The following is a 17,439-nucleotide window of genomic DNA, read 5'->3' as shown; positions in this document are numbered from 1 at the left end:
TCCAAATAAGTGTGTGTGACGCGAATTGCAATCAGCGACGTATGGCAACGCGCACGGCCAGCCAAGCTACGAACATGGCTACCAGATCGATCCAGATGAGTGGCAGTAAGTCAGGATCGCTTGGATCAATAGGAAGCGTGTAGAGCGCAAAACCCGACAGCGTTCCGTCCACACCAACGAAAAGCATGGCCGATACGTTGTTGGCAAAATGCAGCGCCAGTGCAGGGCCAAGCGTGCCGGACCGCGCTGTCAGATCGGCGGCAAGTGCGCCAAAAATCACGGCCCAGAGCGTGATAAATATCGCGTTGCTTCCGTATTCACTTGGGCTGTGGTGCAGCACACCGAACAGCAATGACGGGATCAGCATCCAGACAAAGGGCGAGTTGAACCGCGCGGCAAGTTGGCTTTGCAGATAGCCACGAAATACAAATTCCTCTGCGCTAATCTGGATGAAAACCAAGACCAAGGCGGGCAGCAGGAACATCAACCAACGGCCAACGGGCATATTGAGCGACAGATCGTCCATCAGATCACCTGTCGGTATCAAAAGCGATACGATGGTAAGTGCGATTAAAGCGACCATTGCGCGCCCAAATTGCGGGACAAGCCATTCCTGAGGCCCCAGAAGGCTTGCAAACGCGCGCTTGTGCAAAAGGCGCATCGCGCACCAGACGCCGAATGTCATGAACAGGAATGTTGCAAGCAGGCTTGCCATCGCGGCCGGGGTCGCCCCGTCGAACAGCGACACCACAAAATCAATGCCGAAGGTGCTTTCCAAAACGAAAAACAAGCCAACAAGCAGCCCCATGTAAACCCCAAGGATCAGGCCACTGCCCAGGACCGTGCGCCAGATTTCGGATCGCGGGCGGGCTGGATCGATAAGATAGTGGTGATCATTGTAGGACATGGCACGACATTGGACTGCACAGCGCGAAGTCTCAAGCGGCAATCATGCTTGTATAGAGCCATATGCTGGCTTATCCCGTTGCCAAGCAAATTTGAGGGAGTTCCAGCCAAATGTCGAAGGTCGATAAGTCAAAGCTACCAAGCCGCCATGTGACCGAGGGTCCTTCGCGCGCGCCGCACCGTTCGTATTACTACGCTATGGGCCTGACGGAAGAAGAAATCGCACAGCCTTTGGTTGGTGTCGCGACCTGCTGGAACGAAGCTGCGCCGTGCAACATCTCGCTGAATCGTCAGGCGCAGGCGGTGAAACTGGGCGTCAAATCGGCCAAAGGCACACCGCGTGAATTTACGACGATCACCGTGACCGACGGTATTGCTATGGGCCACGAGGGGATGCGCTCGTCTTTGGCATCGCGTGAAGCGATTGCTGATACCGTCGAGCTGACGATGCGTGGACACTGCTATGATGCGATTGTCGGCCTTGCCGGTTGCGACAAATCCCTTCCGGGTATGATGATGGCGATGGTGCGTTTGAATACGCCTTCCGTTTTCATCTACGGTGGATCGATTTTGCCGGGCCGCTTGGATGGCAAGGACGTGACGGTTCAGGATGTGTTTGAAGCGGTTGGTCAGCACCAAGCGGGCAATATGAGTGACGAAGCCCTGCGCACGCTTGAGCGCGTCGCCTGTCCTTCGGCCGGTGCTTGTGGCGGCCAGTTTACGGCCAACACGATGGCGTGTGTTTCTGAAGCGATTGGTCTTGCTCTGCCCAATTCTGCGGGTGCGCCTGCGCCCTACGAAAGCCGTGATCAATACGGTGTGGCATCGGGTGAAGCGGTGATGCGCCTGATCGAAAAAAACATCCGCGCACGTGACATCGTTACGTTGGAGAGCCTTCAAAACGCGGCACGCGTTGTGGCTTGCACGGGCGGGTCAACCAACGCGGGGCTGCACTTGCCCGCGATTGCGCATGAAGCTGGCATCGACTTTGATCTTGATGACGTCTGCGAGATTTTCCGCGACACGCCTTATTTTGTCGATCTGAAGCCTGGCGGCCAATATGTTGCCAAAGATCTTTATGAAGCGGGTGGCGTTCCTGTCGTGATGAAAGAGCTGCGCAAAGCAGGTCTGGTCCATGAGGACTGCATGACTGTCACTGGATATTCCATTGGTGAAGAACTGGACAAAGTAAGCCTCGAAGCGGATGGGAAAGTGATCTACCCCATCGACGCCCCACTGACGAAAACGGGTGGTGTTGTTGGTCTAAAAGGCAACTTGGCGCCAGAAGGCGCGATTGTAAAAGTGGCCGGCATGAATACGCAGGAACAATCGTTCACAGGGCCAGCCCGCGTCTTTGAGTGTGAAGAAGATGCTTTTGAGGCCGTAAAACAGCGCCAATATGAAGAGGGTGAAGTCCTTGTTATTCGTAATGAGGGTCCTGCTGGCGGTCCGGGTATGCGCGAAATGCTTGCCACAACCGCGGCGCTATCGGGCCAGGGTATGGGTAAGAAAGTTGCGCTTATCACAGATGGCCGTTTTTCAGGTGCGACACGGGGTTTCTGTGTTGGACACGTTGGACCCGAGGCCGCGCACGGTGGCCCCATCGGGATGCTGAAAGACGGTGACGTCATTACCATCAACGCCATTACCGGTGAATTGTCGGTAGACCTGACCGACGAGGAACTGGACGCGCGCAAAGCCGACTGGAAGGGCGCCAGGGAAACGATTTACGCCAGCGGTGCGCTTTACAAATACGCGCAGCTTGTCGGATCTACACGGCTTGGTGCCGTGACCCACCCTGGAGCGAAGAAAGAACGCCATGTTTACATGGACCTCTAAGGGTCTTGCGGGACTTGCGTGTCTGGTTGCAGTCGCGGGGTGCGATACGCTTCCCGTTGCGCAACAAAAAGGTGACGCAAAAATATCGCTGACGGAAACAGTTGTGGGGGGCTTGCAGATCCGTGCGCCTATCGGCTTTTGCGTTGATCATGAAAGCAGTTCTTCGGACGGCACTGTCATCTTGCCGTGTCGATCATTGGGGCGCGACGGTTTTGATTGGCCCGAGCCTATTGCCGTTTTGACGACTTCCATTGGTGGTCGCGTGTCTGGCGATGGTTTGGGTAGCCCAGAAGAGCTGGATGCGTTCTTCAAAAGTGACGATGCGAAAGCGCTTATCAGTCGCACAGGCGTTCCCCAGACGGTGACTGTGCTTGGAACATGGCCCCAACCCGATACGTTTTTCGTGCGTGTGCAAGATACAAGCGCGACCCCCTTTGGGCGTGGCTATCAAACCCATTGGCGTGCTGTGACCGTGATCGAGGGCAGGGCCGTTACAATCACGTCGGGTGGATACGGCAAAAATCAGGTGAGCGAGCAAGACGGGCTGAAGATTTTGAGAACGTATCTGACCCAACTGCGTGCAGCAAATTCGCAAAATGATGCCCAAACGGGAAAAAAGGGGCTCCTAGGCTCGCTAAGGTAGTGAATTTGTTTATTGTTTCCGTATAAGAAACATTCAAACACCGACTCGGGTTCCAATGAGCAGGCTTACCGTCAAACCACTAGAGCGCTTTTTGCATCGGCGCGTGTTGCGCCGCTGGCGTGCTGCGGCCAGCCGTGCGCAATCGGCGCCTTTGTCGCGCTTGCGCAAACAACGCGCGCGGGCACGCGAATTAAAGCGCTATCTGGATGAGTTGGCCTTTGTAGCGGACAGCCGTCTGGCGCTTCCGCTTCAGGATTCCAATGCCATGCAAGTGCCCCACGACAGCGATTGGGCATGGCGCCCCGAAGCCTGGCGTGGACCGTTGAGCCCAAACGGCATTGCGGCGGTACAAAACAAAACGGGGTTTGGATCGCAGGCAACGATTTTCCATGATTGCGATATTTCAGAGATGACATTGCGCCAACTGCGCAATCAACGCCAAAGTGATCTTGCGCCGTTTGGTGTGCGCATGGATGTGTTTCGCTTTGATGGATCGTTTCTATCGGTGGTTTTGGATTTGCCGCACGAGTCGGTCCAAGGTCTCAAGAAGCGCCATCTTGTGCGTATGGATGCAGTTGTCGAGACCGAAAAGCCGCTCGAAATTTTTGTGCGTTTGAATGTGAAGCACGGGCCAAACACAGACCAAATCGTGCGTGAGTTGCCACTGGGCCAAGACGAGGTGATGGTAGAATTCGATCTGGCCTACACCAAGATCAACGAAAAGCGTGTTGAACGTATGTGGGTCGATTTGATTTTTGAAGGCCCGGAGATGAATCAGATTGTTTTGCGCGATCTTACCTTCAGCCGCCAACCGCGGGCAGAATTCTAGTAATGTCAGGAAAGGTCATATCATGAGCGAGATCCAAGTGACCAAAACCCGCCTTCAATCTGGAGTTTGGGAAGGTTTGCTCGACGTTGCCGATGGATTGCCTGAAGTCGTCGTTACGTTTCTAGAAAAGCCGATTGAGGGCGTAGAGATCGGCCAAACGGATATTGCCGGCAGGTTTACCTTGCGGGTGCCTTTGCCAATCGAAATGCTGTCGGACGGGGTTCACACGGCCCTGATATCTGCGACCGCCACGGGTGAGACCCTTGAAGTGATTACATCGATGGCTGGCGATGATCTGAAAGACGATATCCGCGGTGAGATGTCGTTGCTGCGCTCCGAGCTTGATATGCTCAAACGCGCCTTCCGCCGTCATTGCGTTGAAACGACCTGAAACCAGTTTGTCGTTTTTGGCTCACTATCAATGTTTGACGCGGCGTTTGGCATGACTTTGCGGCGCGCGCGGATATGTTTCCTGTAACCTAAAGGGAGACGACCATGACATCCTATCCACATCTTTTAGCTCCGCTTGACCTTGGGTTCACGACGCTCAAAAACCGCGTTCTGATGGGATCGATGCACACAGGGTTAGAAGAGACAAAGGACTGGAACCGCGTTGCGGAATTTTATGCCGAACGCGCCCGTGGTGACGTGGCCCTGATGGTGACAGGTGGCATGGCCCCAAACCGTGAAGGCGGCGTTTTCCCCGGTGCTGCCGGTTTGTTTAATGACGACGATATTGCCAACCACCAAACTGTTACAGACCGCGTGCACGAAGCAGGTGGAAAAATTGCGATGCAGATATTGCATGCGGGGCGCTATGCCTATGGCCCTGAATGTGTAAGCGCGTCGGCCATTAAGTCGCCTATCTCGCCTTTCCCTCCCAAGGAATTGGATGAGGCGGGAATCGAAAAGCAGATCAGCGATATTGTGCAGTCTGCAGTGAATGCACAAAAGGCGGGATATGATGGTGTCGAAATCATGGGGTCGGAAGGATATTTCCTGAACCAATTTCTGGTGACCCATACCAATAAACGCACCGACCGTTGGGGTGGATCGTATGAAAACCGCATGCGCTTACCCGTTGAGGTGGTGCGCCGCACGCGCGAGGCGGTAGGCCCCAATTTCATTTTGATTTACCGTTTGTCGATGATTGATCTGGTGCCAAATGGCTCGACCTTCGAGGAGGTTTTGCAACTGGCCAAAGCTGTTGAGGATGCAGGGGCGACAATCATAAACACAGGGATAGGCTGGCACGAAGCGCGGATCCCTACGATTGCCACATCTGTGCCACGCGCTGCTTTTGCATGGGTCACCAAAAAGCTGATGGGTCATGTGGGGATCCCCGTTATTACGTCGAACCGCATCAACACCCCCGAGGTCGGAGAGCAGGTTTTGGCTGAAGGCTGTGCTGATATGGTCAGCATGGCGCGCCCCTTTTTGGCCGACAGCCAATTTGTGAAAAAGGCCAAGGATGGTCAGTCTGCGCATATCGCGCCCTGTATTGCCTGCAATCAGGCGTGTCTGGACCATACCTTTAGCGGCAAAATCAGTTCGTGCCTTGTCAACCCACGCGCCTGTTATGAGACGGAATTGGTGGTGGAACCTGCCGCGACAGTTAAGACGATCGCGGTGGTGGGGGCTGGTCCCGCGGGGATGTCGACCGCGATGACCGCGGCGCAACGCGGCCACAAGGTAACGTTGATTGATCGCGCATCGGAAGTCGGCGGCCAGCTTAACATGGCCAAACAAGTCCCCGGCAAAGAAGAGTTTTGGGGGTTGGTCGATTGGTATCGCACGATGCTGGAACATGTTGGTGTTGATGTGCAGCTTGAAACCGAAGCGACTGCGGGCGCACTGGCCAAGTTTGACGAAGTGATCATTGCAACCGGTGTCATTCCGCGTGATCCAGAAATTGAAGGTCAGGATCAGCCACATGTCGTGTCGTATATCGATGTCTTGCGGGGCGGGGTCGATGTTGGCAAGCGCGTTGCGATCATCGGTGCGGGCGGCATTGGTTTTGACGTGGCCGAAACCCTTGTCACAGGTGATAGTCCGACAGAAGATCTGGATGAGTGGCTGGAAGAATGGGGCGTGGGTGATCCTGCACACGAACCCGGCGGTTTGCGTGCGCAAGGCCCCAAGCCTGAGGCCCCCATCCGCGACGTGACACTCTTGCAGCGCAAAGCACAGAAGCTTGGAAAAGGCCTGGGTAAGACAACCGGATGGATTCACCGCGCGTCTCTGAAGATGAAAGATGTCAAAATGATCGGTGGCGTAAACTACGAACGTATCGACGCCGAAGGGCTGCATGTCAGTTATGGGGAGGCACGGGATAATCCCACTTTGATCAAAGCGGACACGATTGTTTTGTGCGCAGGGCAGCTGTCTGAGCGGTCTTTGGCAGATGCTTTGGAAGCCAAAGGAATGAAGCCGCATGTCATTGGCGGTGCCGATGTCGCGGCCGAACTGGATGCCAAACGTGCGATTGATCAGGGCACACGGTTGGCTGCTGCCCTTTGACGAATACCCCGTAAACGGATGGCGCGGAAACAGTTGGCGCAGACTGTTCATCTGTTTCCTGCCCCGAAACGTTCCCAGTAAAACCCTGCTATTGTCGGGATGCTGCCCCGTTTGCGCCCGAATTCCCCCCCATAGATGATCCTCGACGCAAATGAGCCCAGAGGTAGATCAATGGACCGCCTGACCGAAATGCAAGCCTTCGCCACTGTTGTGGATCAAGGTGGATTTACAGATGCTGCTAAAAAGATGGGGATTTCAAAATCTGCCGTTTCAAAGCACGTATCGTCCTTGGAGGCCCGCCTTGGTGCGCGGCTTTTGAACCGAACCACACGCCGGGTGAGCCCCACTGAGATTGGCTTGGCCTACTATGATCGTGCGCGGCGCGTATTGAACGATGCAGGTGAGGCAGATGCTCTAGTGACATCCATGCAAAGCGCGCCATCTGGCCTGCTGCGGATCAGTGTTGCGACAGATTTCGGTGTAAATCATCTCTCGCCTGTACTGGGCGACTTTTTGGCTGAATTTCCGGATATCACCGTGAATATGGTGCTCAACAATCGCTATGTTGAGCTGATTTCCGAAGGTTTCGACATGGCGGTTCGCATCGGTGAACTTGAAGACAGCACCCTGCGTGCCAGAAAGTTGACCGAAACAACCAAACGGATGATTGCGTCGCCAGAGTATTTTGAAAAACACGGCCGTCCCCAAAAGATCGATGACCTGAACGAGCATAAGCTGCTGCATTATTCGAACCAGTCATCGGGCAATGTCTGGAAATTGACTGCGCCGTCAGGTGAGAAGCGTCAAGTGCGCACTGCGGGTTGGTTGACAGTAAATGATGGCCAGTCGTTGTTGAACGCCGCGATCAGCGGTTTGGGCATCGCGTATTTGCCAAGCTTCCTTTACGCGGAAGCCGAAGCACAAGGGCTTGTTGAAGAAGCGATCCCTGATTTGCCGCTGGAAACCCAAGGCATCTATGCGGTCTATCCCCCTGGCCGCTTCACGCAGCCCAAGGTCCGCGCTTTCATTGACTTTCTGGCGCACACTTTTGCAGATAAGGGCCCCGATCAGTGGTAACTTGTTAGAATTCAAAAAGGGCGCCCAGAGTATCTGTGGTGCCCTTTTTGTTTGTCAGTTTGTGGAGGTGATAATCACTTCTACACGACGGTTTTGTTGTCGTCCTTCTTCGGTCAAATTGCTGGCGATCGGACTAAGGTATCCCATGCCTTCTGCTTCTAATTGCGCGCGTGGGATGTTGTAGCGGCTCACCAGTCTTTCGAGCACCGCGCTTGCCCGTCTTTTCGACAGCGCGATATTTCCGTCTAGCGATCCCTCGCTATCGGTATGACCGACCAAACCAACGCGTCTGTTTGGATTGCTCAGCAAATACTCTGCCAAAATTTGAAGTGAGGGGAATTCAATCTCGCCAAGATTGGACGAGCCTGTTTCAAACGTCAGGTCGCCAAGAATAGCAAATCCCTTTGCCTCAAGGCTTGCGATAATATCATCGGTTGTGCTGTTACTTACGGCGATTTGTCGTGCTGGCGCGGCATCGCTATCTACAAAAGGTGTCGCACCATCGGGACTGATGTGTGAAATCTGCAAATAGCCAGAAGTGCTTGAACGGCTTGTCAAAAGGGTGACCGCTTCGTCTTCTTTTGTTGCGGATAGAAAGTAGAAATCACCCAGACTGACGAACATGTCTGGTGCGGGCAAAAGATCGAGCGCAAAGCGAAAATCAAAGCCGCCGCATTCTGTGTCCCGACATTCAAAAGTGATCTCAAACCCCGCGTCCAGAAGCTGAGTGCGAAGCGGATCAAGCAACTGAAGCGACGTGATCCCCGCTGCATCAATCCGCCATGCCTGTGTCGTCAGTTGCCCTTCAAATGTCACACCGGGGACTTTGCCATTGTTGAATGGCGCCGTTGGCACGTTCAGTTCCGCCGCGCCACTTTTTTCTTCGCGGGTTTGGGCTGCGTTGCTTGGCAGGTCCAATACTGCGCCATAGCTTGCCGAGGCAGCAAAAACCAACAGTGGAAGAAACCGGCGAACCATCACGCGTGTGTCGCTTTATCGGGCTTGGGCATGATATTCAGGATTAGGGCGCATATCGACGGCGCTGGCCATCCTGTTGGACATATTGAAGAAACCTACGACAGCCGCGATGTCCCAGATATCGCGCTCACCAAACCCAACGCCGCGCAGCGCGTTCCGGTCGTCTTCGGTAATTTCAGCGCTTGCTTTTGTCACTTTTTCCGCAAACCCGAGCATGGCGGTCTGGCGTGCGTCCAAATCGGCTGCGCGCCAATTCATCACCATCATCTCGCCCAAAGCGGGATCGCCCGACAGCTGGCGCACCGCAGCCCCATGTGCGGTCAGGCAATAAAAACATTTGTTAATCGATGACACGACCACTGCAATCATTTCGCGTTCCAATTTACTCAGTCCGCTCTCTGCCAGCATCAGATCATTATACATGCCGGTAAACGCGCGCAGTTTTTCAATATCGAATGCGTAGGCCTGCAACACATTCGGTATCATCCCCAGTTTGTCTTGGCAGACATCGAAATACTTCTGGATATCGTCGGGCAGTTGATCAACCATCGGCAGGTCAAGTGCGGTTGGCTCTTTGGTCATATGATCTCTCCCTTTATGCGGTAATGATACGAGGCGGTGGGCATCATTCCAAGCGATTGATAAAGCCTATTGGCCCCCATGTTCTCTTTTGTGACAAGAACCGCGATATGTTTGGCGCCACTGAATTTGGCCCATATCGCTGCGCGCTGCATCATATAGCGCCCCATACCGCCGCGCCGATGGGGCGCTGCGACTTCCAAAGCATGCAGCATCGCCAGATCACCATCTATCGCCACAAATGCGGTCGCGGCAGGTTTTCCCGCAAGCCTGCCAAGAATGGCTGTTTTGGGATGGTGCGCGCGGTGCATGATTGCAAGACGTTCAGGCCCTATTCCGCCCGCTGCCCTTATCTCGCGCATGATTGCCAGGGGTTCCCAAATTGCAAACGTAGAAACAGCAGGTGGTTCTTGGGCGAATGTATCAATGGGACAGCTGTAGAGCGTTACGGGATCTTTGATCAGATAACCTGCAGCGTCGAGATGCTGATCAAGCATGTCTTGGCCGCTTTTCACCATAAAAAGCGGTCGGTCGGGTAATTGGTCGAACGGACCATCCAGCGTTGTGGCTGAAACACGGCTGCCACCGCCCGCGCCATCGCGGTGGGTCCATGGACCGTCCCGCCAAATTTTTGCGGCAGGCCAAGTGGCGTCAATCGCTTGATACAGGCGTTCCGGCGTCATTCAGGAAAAAGAGCGGCAAGTTCTGTCATGGCGGCATCAATTTGTGCACCATCGGTCCCGCGGATCACGATATTTGCCCCAAAGGCCCCATCTTTTTGGAAAGGGTACGATCCAATTGACAGCTCGGTGTAGCGTTGCGCCAAAGCGGCCAGTGGCCCTGCGATATCCCCTTCGCCGCGGTTGATGCGAAGGCTTTGAGACAAGAGCGGCGCGCCGCCTGTCAACGTTGGCAGAACGCTTGCGACCATCGCTTGGAACACACTTGGGACACCCGCCATGACATGCACGTTTTCAAGTGTGAAGCCTGGAGCCACGCTGACTGGATTGTCGATGAGTTTTGCGCCGTCAGGGATGCGGGCCATGCGCAACCGCGCCTCATTTAACTCGGAGCCCGCGCGTTTGTAATGTGCTGCAAGTAACGCCCGCGCGTCATCACGTACGTCAATCGACGCACCAAAGGCCCGTGCAATGCAATCGGCGGTAATATCGTCATGCGTTGGGCCAATCCCACCACTTGTGAACACGGTGTCAAAACGATCCGAGAGGCTTTTGACGGCCCCAACAATCGCATCTGCGTCATCGCTGACGATACGCACCTCGCCCAGTGTGATGCCCACTTTCGTCAGTTCGCCAGCGAGGTAGTGCATATTGGCGTCGCGGGTGCGGCCCGAAAGAATTTCATCGCCGATCACAAGCATGGCGGCAGTTGGATTAGGCATCTGATGGGCTCCCTTAACATCTGTTATCTTAGGCTATAGGGCAGGGGGCATGCGCTTTCAAACTGATCTCATCCCTGCAACCCTTATCCGTCGCTACAAACGCTTTTTGGCGGATGTTCGATTGCAGGACGGTCAAGAGGTGACAGCCCATTGCCCAAACCCTGGATCAATGATGGGGCTGAAGGAGGAGGGCACAAAAGTTTGGCTAGAGCCGAACACGGACCCGAAAAAGAAGCTTAAATTTGGCTGGCGTTTGGTAGAGCAAGCGGGATTTACGTGCATCGACACCTCTGTCGCCAATCGGGTTGTCGGCGAGGCCTTGATAGCAGGTTCAATTCCCGAGCTTTGTGGCTATCAGGCCATTCGTCCAGAACAGAGATACGGGCAGAACAGCCGCATTGATTTCCTTTTAGATGGCGCGACACCTTGTTTTGTTGAGGTGAAATCCGTCACGCTTATGCGCACAAGCGGCTTGGCCGAATTTCCAGATAGCGTCACCGCGCGAGGCGCCAAACATCTTGGGGAGCTGTCATCTGTGGCCTTGCGGGGGGATCGTGCGGTGCAGTTCTATCTGGTGTCCCGCACGGATTGCGACAGGGTGTCTATCGCGCAGGATATTGATCTCAAATATGCAGCAGCTTTGCAATCTGCGGTCCAGGCGGGGGTTGAGATCTTGTGCTATAACACGATCATCACGCCCGAAGGTGTCACACTTGGCCGACGGCTTGCCATCGACATTCCTGATAAGGCGACCTAACTAAGCCTAAAGTAGACAAGGCCGAGACACGAACATGATGGACAAAAGCAAATCGCGTGTGACCAAAGACGGAATTCGCATTTATGACGCTGCGGATCACGTTGGCATGCACAAAGCAGGCCAACTGGCTGCCGAGATCTTGGATGCAATGGTTGATCATGTGTTTGTTGGCCAATCTACAGGAGAGATTGACCGCATCATTACGCAGATGGTTGAGGATGCCGGCGCCACTTCTGCCACGATTGGCTACCGAGGGTATCAACACGCCAGCTGCATCAGCGTAAACCATGTGGTCTGCCACGGTATCCCGGGCGACAAACGTCTGAAAGACGGGGATATCCTGAACATTGATGTCACAGTCATCGTCGATGGGTGGTTTGGCGATACCAGTCGGATGTATGTCGCAGGCAAGCTGTCGCGCAAAAGCGAACGCTTGATCCAAGTCACCCATGACGCGCTGATGCTTGGGATCGAGCAGGTGAAACCTGGCAATACGTTCGGGGATATTGGGCATGCAATCCAGTCATATGTCGAAAGTCAGCGCATGTCGGTTGTGCGGGACTTTTGCGGGCATGGTTTGGGCCAAGTGTTCCACGCGCCGCCAAATGTCTTGCACTATGGACGCGAAGGGTCTGGACCCACACTTGAAGAAGGCATGTTCTTTACGATCGAACCGATGGTGAATTTAGGGCGGCCGGAAACCAAAATTTTGGCGGATGACTGGACGGCGGTGACGCGGGATAAATCTCTGTCTGCGCAGTTCGAGCATTCAATCGGTGTGACCTCGGACGGCGCAGACATCTTCACTTTGTCGCCAAAAGGCTTGTTCCACCCGACATATACCGCCTAGACACATTCGGGGAACTCGACAGTTCGTTTCCCCGCTAGCGATACTTGAGAATGGCTCGCAAGTAACTTAAGTAAGTCTCACTGTCCTATTGGACGTCACACTTTGAGAAAGGGAGGTCGCGCGATGAATCGTCTGATAAAATCCGCAGCCCTCGCCGCCGCACTTGGCATGATGGCAACCACTGGTTTTGCGCAAGAGGTTACCTTGCGGTTCCAGCATTTTGTCTCACCAAAATCGGCCAACCCAAAGCATTTCATGCAGCCTTGGGCAGATAAAATCGAAGCCGACAGCGATGGTCGTATCAAAGTGGAGCTTTATCCCTTTATGCAATTGGGTGGCAAAGCGCCAAGTCAATACGATCTGATCCGCGATGGCGTTGTGGATGGTGGATGGGTGATCCCAGGTTATCAACCTGGTCGTTTCCCCGAAGTTGAAGCGATGGAGATGCCGTTCATGACCACCAAATCCGGTGAAGAGGCCAGCGCAGCAGCCTGGATTTTCACTGAAAAGCATCTGATGGATGACTTCCGCGATGTTCACGTCATCGCCACGCATATGCATGGCCCGGGTATTGTGCATGCCAAAGGCAGCGCGCCGCAAATGCTTGAGGATTTTGATGGCTTGCGTTTGCGCGGTCCTTCGCGTCCCGCAACGATGTTGTTGAACAAAATGGGGGCTGTCCCTGTTGGCATGCCGGTACCTGCCTTTCCAGAAGCTCTGTCAAAGGGTGTTTTGGACGGTGGTGTAATCACGTGGGAAATGTCGCCAAGTCTGAAACTCAATGAACTGACGGACAGTCATACCGATGTTTCAGGTGACAAGGCGCTTTATAATTTGTTCTTCGTTTGGGCGATGAACAAAGCGAAATACAACAGCCTTCCCGACGATCTTAAAGCTGTGATTGATGCCAACTCGGGTGCAATGGCAAGCGCATGGGCAGGTCGTGCGCATGACACAGGCGATGTGGATGGCCGCGATTTAATGATCGAAGATGGCAACGAAATTGCGGTTCTATCGCCCGAAGAAACAGCACGCATCCAAGCGCTTGGCGATGATGTTATTGCCGAATGGATTGTCGAGGCCGATGGTAAGGGACTGAACGGGCAACAACTGATCGATGATGCGCGTGCCGCTGTGGAGCAGACGATCGGTATCGGATCCAGCAACTGAAGCTCTGATCGGATTGGTGCATCTGCCCTTACCCAGTGACACTTGCACCATGAAAGAGGGACGCCTTCCCCGAGGCGTCCCTTGTCTTTTTTCAGGTCACTTGCCTGCGCAAAATGGTGATCCACGTGTCACCAAATCTGCGCTGATCCAGTTGCTCAAAACCAACGGGAGCCTGCATTGGCGCGTTTTCTTCCCAAACGACCAGCGCATCATCAGTAAGATGGTTTAAAGCGTTGGCCAGCGCCTTTTGCCCTAGGTCTTTGCCATAGGGTGGATCCATAAACACGAGAGAAAACCGACTGTTGCTTGGATAGTCGGCACGTGTAGCATCCCGTTTGATCACGTCAGCATCAATCTGGCATTTCGCGATATTTTCGGCCAAGAGGCGCAACGCCACGCGCCCATCGTCCACAAAGGTGCAATGGGTCGCGCCGCGACTTGCCGCCTCAAGCCCAAGTGCCCCGGTGCCTGCAAAAAGATCCAGCACCGTCTGTTCATCGAAATAAATGTAGTTGTTCAGGATGTTAAACAGGGTTTCACGCACGCGGTCCGTGGTGGGCCGCAAGTGTTTGGCCGCGTCCCCCTTACCGACCGCGGCAAGTGCAAGGCCGCGATGTGCCCCCGCGATGATCCTCACGCGCGCAGAAGCATTTTAAGGTCGCGTGATGGATCACCGACCACGTCAGGGTCAGGTGATTTTTTAGCTTCCAAAAGGCGCTTGGCGACCATAAAGGCGCGCGGATCATTCATTGCATCAACAGCCAGAAGTTTGTCGCCTTTATAGTACCAATGGCTCAACCCATCTGGTGCATTGCGGATCACCACGTGGTTGAACCCCGCATTCAGGCCAGCAATTTGGAGTTTCACATCGTATTGATCCGACCAAAACCACGGTTTGGGATCATATGCTTCTGCGGCCCCGCGCATATTCCGCGCAACCAATTCGGCCTGATCAATCGCGTTTTGCACGCTTTCAAGGCGCATCTGTTCGCCTCGCCATGGAAAGCTGGCGCAATCTCCTGCGGCCCAGATACTTGCATCTGATGTGCGGCCAAATTGATCGGTTTTAATGCCGTTTTCGATTGCCAATCCCGCATCTGCGGCCAGCCTATCACAGGGCGTGATGCCGGCGCCAACGATGACGAAATCAACATCTATCCGCGATCCATCAGAGAGTTGCGCACTGCTGACATGGCTATCCCCTTCCAATCGGGACAGGCCCACACCTTCTTGAATGTTAACGCCATGGGCAGTGTGGAGTGAGCGGAAGTAGTCAGATGTCTGGGCACTGGCCACACGCTGCAAAATACGGTCCGCCATTTCAACAAGCGTGGCATTCAACCCTTTTTGCGCACATACGGCCGCCGCTTCGAGACCGATATATCCGCCGCCGACAATAAGGACCGATTTTCCTGTTTTTACATGCGGTGCCATCTTGTCGACGTCTGCCAGATCGCGGACCGTAAAGACATTGCCCAAATCCCCCCCGATACTGGCCGGCAACTTGCGGGGGGTTGATCCTGTTGTCAAAGCGAGCTGGTCATATGTGATGACCTCATCCGCCAAGTGGATTGCCTTTTTTTCCGGGTCAATGCGCTCCACATGACTTGCCAGCTTCAGATCAATCCTTTGATCCTCATAGAAGTGTTCGGGCCGCAGATAGAGACGTTCCTCACTCATATCACCAAGCAGATAGGCCTTTGAAAGAGGGGGACGTTGATACGGCGGAACGGTTTCTGCACCAATCAATGTGACCTGTCCGTCAAAGCCTTCGGTGCGCAGTTTCGCAACGAGAGATGCGCCCGCCTGGCCGGCACCGATAACGACGATATGGCTCATTAATCTTGCTTTCGTTTGTGGCCGAACCCTGAATTGCAGCCTATATCTGCTGGATACGGAAACGCAATCAGCGAAGAGAGACACCTATGACGATTTCAGTTGGCGATACGCTACCCGATGCAACCCTGACCCGCATTGGCGCGGATGGCCCCGAACAAGTTCAGTTGGCTGATCTGACGAAGAACCGTAAAACGGTGATCTTTGCAGTTCCGGGCGCGTTCACACCGACGTGTCATTCGGCACATGTGCCAAGTTTCATGCGCACAAAAGATCAGTTTTCCGCCAAAGGCGTTGATGAAATCATCTGCGTATCGGTCAACGACCCGTTTGTGATGAAAGCCTGGGGCGAAAGCACTGGCGCGGCTGATGCGGGAATTACGATGCTGGCTGATGCCGAAAGCGCCTTTACCACAGCGATCGGAATGAATTTTGACGCGCCTCCAGTCGGTTTGATGGCGCGTTCAAAGCGGTATGCGATGCTGGTCGAAAACGGCAAAGTAAGTGTTCTGAACCTCGAAGAAAGCCCAGGCGAATGCGAAATTTCAGCAGGCGAAGGTTTGCTTGGCGTGATCTAGAGTGCGTCCATTTTCTGGGCCAGTTTAGCGTCCAGCTCTGACAATCCGCCCGTGTCGTGGGTTGTCAAAACAACTTCTACGCGGTTGTACACATTTGACCACTCTGGGTGGTGGTTCAGCTTTTCGGCATGGATCGCAGCGCGGCTCATCCATCCCCAGGCTTCAACAAAATTTTCGAATTTAAATGTCTTGGTGAGCGCGTCACGATCGTCGGTCTTGGACCATCCATTTTCCAAAAGCGCATCCAAATCGGCAGGGCTTATTTTATCAGTCATTCCTGTTCCTCTATGTTTTCTTTTTTGAACGGTCCGTAGGCCGTCATGATTTCGATATCTTCATCAACGGCTGCGCGTTCTGCATCCAGATAATCTGCAATCGCACGAGCGAAGCTCTCATCGCCGATCCAATGCAGGCTGTGCGTTGTTACCGGCATATATCCACGCGCCAGTTTGTGTGAGCCTTGTGCGCCAGCTTCCACGCGTGAAAGACCATGCGCGATGGCAAAATCGATGGCTTGATAATAGCAAAGCTCGAAGTGGAGACAGGGATGGTCTTCGATACAGCCCCAATACCGCCCGTAAAGAACATCACGCCCTATGAAGTTCAGTGCGCCCGCCACATATTGTCCATCACGTTCGGCAAGAACCAAAAGCATGTCATCCCGCAGCCTTGCTTGCGCTTCATCAAAGAATGCCCGCGTCAGGTAAGGGGTGCCCCATTTTCGTGCACCGGTGTCTTGATAGAAAACCCAGAACGCATCCCAGTGTTCAGGCTTTATGTCATCACCCGTTAGCGCGTGGATGGTGCCACCAAATTCCTGTGCGCGCTTCCGTTCTTTGCGGATGTTTTTGCGCTTGCGGCTGGAGAGGCTCTCCAGAAAGCCGTCGAAATCTGTGTAGCTGTCATTGAACCAATGAAACTGTTGGCTGGCACGCGGCATAAGCCCCATCGCCTCACCTGCGTCGCGTTCTGATTGGGTGCAAAAGGTGATGTGGATGCTGCTAAAATTGTTTTCCGTTGCGACATGCACTGCGCCTTGCACAAGGGCTGATTGTGCAGTTGCGGCCTGTTCGGGTTTGACAAGGAACCGACGCCCCGTTGCTGGCGTATGCGGGACAGCGACCTGAAGTTTTGGATAATAACGGCCACCAGCGCGTTCATACCCATGCGCCCAGTTGTGATCGAATATGTATTCGCCCTGACTATGGGTTTTGGCATACATCGGCGCTACGCCAATCACCTCGTCGCCTTGTGTCACGCTGAGATAATGCGGGTGCCAGCCCGTGCCAGTGCCGACAGACCCACTGGCCTCAAGCGCCTTCAAAAAGCGGTAGGTTGTGAAGGGATCGTTGGGCCGTCCATTGCCAGCCTCTGGGCAGGCGCAAGCGTCCCAAGCGGTTTGACCGATTGAATCGATCGTCGGATGCATCCCGACCTCAACTTGAACTTCGTTCTCTGGCAAATCACCTTCCATG

Annotated in this window: 19 protein-coding genes; 10 read left to right on the top strand and 9 right to left on the bottom strand. The window is 54.2% G+C overall.

Annotated features, from left to right (window positions below; genetic code table 11):
• Positions 1-31: 31 nt before the first annotated feature.
• Positions 32-907: a CPBP family intramembrane glutamic endopeptidase gene (locus L1065_RS06790; protein ID WP_237094712.1), complete on the bottom strand. Its 876-nt coding sequence runs from the start codon at positions 905-907 to the stop codon at positions 32-34.
• Between the two features lie 110 nt (positions 908-1,017).
• On the opposite strand from L1065_RS06790, the gene ilvD reads away from it, so the two are divergent.
• From ilvD to L1065_RS06760, 6 genes are all read left to right on the top strand, one after another.
• Positions 1,018-2,745, top strand: coding sequence for a dihydroxy-acid dehydratase (gene ilvD / locus L1065_RS06785; protein WP_237094711.1), 1,728 nt, complete (start codon positions 1,018-1,020; stop codon positions 2,743-2,745).
• The gene (locus L1065_RS06780; protein WP_237094710.1) at positions 2,726-3,388 is read left to right on the top strand and encodes a hypothetical protein; all 663 of its coding nucleotides are present in this window, start codon (positions 2,726-2,728) and stop codon (positions 3,386-3,388) included. The genes ilvD and L1065_RS06780 overlap by 20 nt, the downstream gene beginning before the upstream one ends.
• Before the next feature lie 55 nt (positions 3,389-3,443).
• Positions 3,444-4,217, top strand: coding sequence for a DUF6478 family protein (locus tag L1065_RS06775; RefSeq protein ID WP_237094709.1), 774 nt, complete (start codon positions 3,444-3,446; stop codon positions 4,215-4,217).
• 22 nt (positions 4,218-4,239) lie between these two features.
• Positions 4,240-4,608: a hypothetical protein gene (locus tag L1065_RS06770; RefSeq protein ID WP_237094708.1), complete on the top strand. Its 369-nt coding sequence runs from the start codon at positions 4,240-4,242 to the stop codon at positions 4,606-4,608.
• A gap of 104 nt (positions 4,609-4,712) precedes the next feature.
• The gene (locus L1065_RS06765; protein ID WP_237094707.1) at positions 4,713-6,737 is read left to right on the top strand and encodes an FAD-dependent oxidoreductase; all 2,025 of its coding nucleotides are present in this window, start codon (positions 4,713-4,715) and stop codon (positions 6,735-6,737) included.
• Between the two features lie 171 nt (positions 6,738-6,908).
• Positions 6,909-7,814, top strand: coding sequence for a LysR family transcriptional regulator (locus tag L1065_RS06760; RefSeq protein ID WP_237094706.1), 906 nt, complete (start codon positions 6,909-6,911; stop codon positions 7,812-7,814).
• A gap of 54 nt (positions 7,815-7,868) precedes the next feature.
• Here the strand turns inward: L1065_RS06760 and L1065_RS06755 are convergent, their stop codons facing one another.
• Genes L1065_RS06755 through L1065_RS06740 form a run of 4 tightly spaced genes read right to left on the bottom strand, consistent with a single transcriptional unit; the run spans position 7,869 to position 10,773 of the window.
• Entirely contained in the window at positions 7,869-8,792 is a 924-nt protein-coding gene (locus L1065_RS06755; RefSeq protein ID WP_237094705.1) for an OmpA family protein, read from the bottom strand.
• Between the two features lie 15 nt (positions 8,793-8,807).
• Positions 8,808-9,374: a peroxidase-related enzyme gene (locus L1065_RS06750; protein ID WP_237094704.1), complete on the bottom strand. Its 567-nt coding sequence runs from the start codon at positions 9,372-9,374 to the stop codon at positions 8,808-8,810.
• Positions 9,371-10,054, bottom strand: coding sequence for an N-acetyltransferase (locus tag L1065_RS06745; protein ID WP_237094703.1), 684 nt, complete (start codon positions 10,052-10,054; stop codon positions 9,371-9,373). Before L1065_RS06745 ends, L1065_RS06750 begins: the two co-directional genes overlap by 4 nt.
• Entirely contained in the window at positions 10,051-10,773 is a 723-nt protein-coding gene (locus L1065_RS06740) for a molybdopterin-binding protein (RefSeq protein WP_237094702.1), read from the bottom strand. The genes L1065_RS06745 and L1065_RS06740 overlap by 4 nt, the downstream gene beginning before the upstream one ends.
• A 49-nt stretch (positions 10,774-10,822) precedes the next feature.
• On the opposite strand from L1065_RS06740, the gene sfsA reads away from it, so the two are divergent.
• From sfsA to L1065_RS06725, 3 genes are all read left to right on the top strand, one after another.
• Positions 10,823-11,530: a DNA/RNA nuclease SfsA gene (sfsA, locus tag L1065_RS06735; RefSeq protein ID WP_237094701.1), complete on the top strand. Its 708-nt coding sequence runs from the start codon at positions 10,823-10,825 to the stop codon at positions 11,528-11,530.
• Between the two features lie 37 nt (positions 11,531-11,567).
• A complete protein-coding gene (map, locus tag L1065_RS06730; RefSeq protein WP_237095174.1) occupies positions 11,568-12,380 on the top strand; it encodes a type I methionyl aminopeptidase in 813 nt (270 codons plus the stop codon).
• 123 nt (positions 12,381-12,503) lie between these two features.
• Positions 12,504-13,550 (top strand): TRAP transporter substrate-binding protein, encoded by a 1,047-nt coding sequence (locus tag L1065_RS06725; RefSeq protein WP_237094700.1) that lies wholly within the window; start codon positions 12,504-12,506, stop codon positions 13,548-13,550.
• Positions 13,551-13,641: 91 nt separating this feature from the next.
• Here L1065_RS06725 and rsmD read toward each other — a convergent pair whose 3' ends face one another.
• Together rsmD and L1065_RS06715 are read right to left on the bottom strand one after the other, a co-directional pair.
• Positions 13,642-14,187 (bottom strand): 16S rRNA (guanine(966)-N(2))-methyltransferase RsmD, encoded by a 546-nt coding sequence (gene rsmD, locus L1065_RS06720; protein ID WP_237094699.1) that lies wholly within the window; start codon positions 14,185-14,187, stop codon positions 13,642-13,644.
• Positions 14,184-15,389 carry an NAD(P)/FAD-dependent oxidoreductase gene (locus tag L1065_RS06715; protein WP_237094698.1) on the bottom strand — a complete coding sequence of 402 codons (1,206 nt, stop codon included), beginning with the start codon at positions 15,387-15,389 and terminating at the stop codon, positions 14,184-14,186. Before L1065_RS06715 ends, rsmD begins: the two co-directional genes overlap by 4 nt.
• A gap of 86 nt (positions 15,390-15,475) precedes the next feature.
• Between L1065_RS06715 and L1065_RS06710 the strand changes: the two genes are divergently transcribed.
• Positions 15,476-15,964, top strand: a complete 489-nt coding sequence (locus L1065_RS06710) for a peroxiredoxin (RefSeq protein WP_237094697.1) — start codon at positions 15,476-15,478, stop codon at positions 15,962-15,964.
• On the opposite strand, the gene L1065_RS06705 is transcribed toward L1065_RS06710, so the two are convergent.
• Together L1065_RS06705 and L1065_RS06700 are read right to left on the bottom strand one after the other, a co-directional pair.
• The gene (locus L1065_RS06705; protein WP_237094696.1) at positions 15,961-16,239 is read right to left on the bottom strand and encodes a 4a-hydroxytetrahydrobiopterin dehydratase; all 279 of its coding nucleotides are present in this window, start codon (positions 16,237-16,239) and stop codon (positions 15,961-15,963) included. The genes L1065_RS06710 and L1065_RS06705 overlap by 4 nt on opposite strands.
• Positions 16,236-17,438: a GNAT family N-acetyltransferase gene (locus tag L1065_RS06700; protein WP_237094695.1), complete on the bottom strand. Its 1,203-nt coding sequence runs from the start codon at positions 17,436-17,438 to the stop codon at positions 16,236-16,238. The genes L1065_RS06705 and L1065_RS06700 overlap by 4 nt, the downstream gene beginning before the upstream one ends.
• Position 17,439: the final 1 nt, after the last annotated feature.

The organism is Nereida sp. MMG025 (genome assembly GCF_021654165.1).
Classification (GTDB): domain Bacteria; phylum Pseudomonadota; class Alphaproteobacteria; order Rhodobacterales; family Rhodobacteraceae; genus Nereida.
The sequence above is the reverse complement of the archived record's forward strand: the minus strand, read 5'-3'. Positions and strand labels throughout refer to the sequence as shown.

Excerpts from the sequence above, each read along its gene's own strand:
- L1065_RS06790 (WP_237094712.1), bottom strand. The coding sequence starts at position 907 with ATGTCCTACAATGATCACCACTATCTTATCGATCCAGCCCGCCCGCGA.
- ilvD (WP_237094711.1), top strand. The coding sequence starts at position 1,018 with ATGTCGAAGGTCGATAAGTCAAAGCTACCAAGCCGCCATGTGACCGAG.
- L1065_RS06780 (WP_237094710.1), top strand. The coding sequence starts at position 2,726 with ATGTTTACATGGACCTCTAAGGGTCTTGCGGGACTTGCGTGTCTGGTT.
- L1065_RS06775 (WP_237094709.1), top strand. The coding sequence starts at position 3,444 with ATGAGCAGGCTTACCGTCAAACCACTAGAGCGCTTTTTGCATCGGCGC.
- L1065_RS06770 (WP_237094708.1), top strand. The coding sequence starts at position 4,240 with ATGAGCGAGATCCAAGTGACCAAAACCCGCCTTCAATCTGGAGTTTGG.
- L1065_RS06765 (WP_237094707.1), top strand. The coding sequence starts at position 4,713 with ATGACATCCTATCCACATCTTTTAGCTCCGCTTGACCTTGGGTTCACG.
- L1065_RS06760 (WP_237094706.1), top strand. The coding sequence starts at position 6,909 with ATGGACCGCCTGACCGAAATGCAAGCCTTCGCCACTGTTGTGGATCAA.
- L1065_RS06755 (WP_237094705.1), bottom strand. The coding sequence starts at position 8,792 with ATGGTTCGCCGGTTTCTTCCACTGTTGGTTTTTGCTGCCTCGGCAAGC.
- L1065_RS06750 (WP_237094704.1), bottom strand. The coding sequence starts at position 9,374 with ATGACCAAAGAGCCAACCGCACTTGACCTGCCGATGGTTGATCAACTG.
- L1065_RS06745 (WP_237094703.1), bottom strand. The coding sequence starts at position 10,054 with ATGACGCCGGAACGCCTGTATCAAGCGATTGACGCCACTTGGCCTGCC.
- L1065_RS06740 (WP_237094702.1), bottom strand. The coding sequence starts at position 10,773 with ATGCCTAATCCAACTGCCGCCATGCTTGTGATCGGCGATGAAATTCTT.
- sfsA (WP_237094701.1), top strand. The coding sequence starts at position 10,823 with ATGCGCTTTCAAACTGATCTCATCCCTGCAACCCTTATCCGTCGCTAC.
- map (WP_237095174.1), top strand. The coding sequence starts at position 11,568 with ATGGACAAAAGCAAATCGCGTGTGACCAAAGACGGAATTCGCATTTAT.
- L1065_RS06725 (WP_237094700.1), top strand. The coding sequence starts at position 12,504 with ATGAATCGTCTGATAAAATCCGCAGCCCTCGCCGCCGCACTTGGCATG.
- L1065_RS06715 (WP_237094698.1), bottom strand. The coding sequence starts at position 15,389 with ATGAGCCATATCGTCGTTATCGGTGCCGGCCAGGCGGGCGCATCTCTC.
- L1065_RS06710 (WP_237094697.1), top strand. The coding sequence starts at position 15,476 with ATGACGATTTCAGTTGGCGATACGCTACCCGATGCAACCCTGACCCGC.
- L1065_RS06705 (WP_237094696.1), bottom strand. The coding sequence starts at position 16,239 with ATGACTGATAAAATAAGCCCTGCCGATTTGGATGCGCTTTTGGAAAAT.
- L1065_RS06700 (WP_237094695.1), bottom strand. The coding sequence starts at position 17,438 with ATGGAAGGTGATTTGCCAGAGAACGAAGTTCAAGTTGAGGTCGGGATG.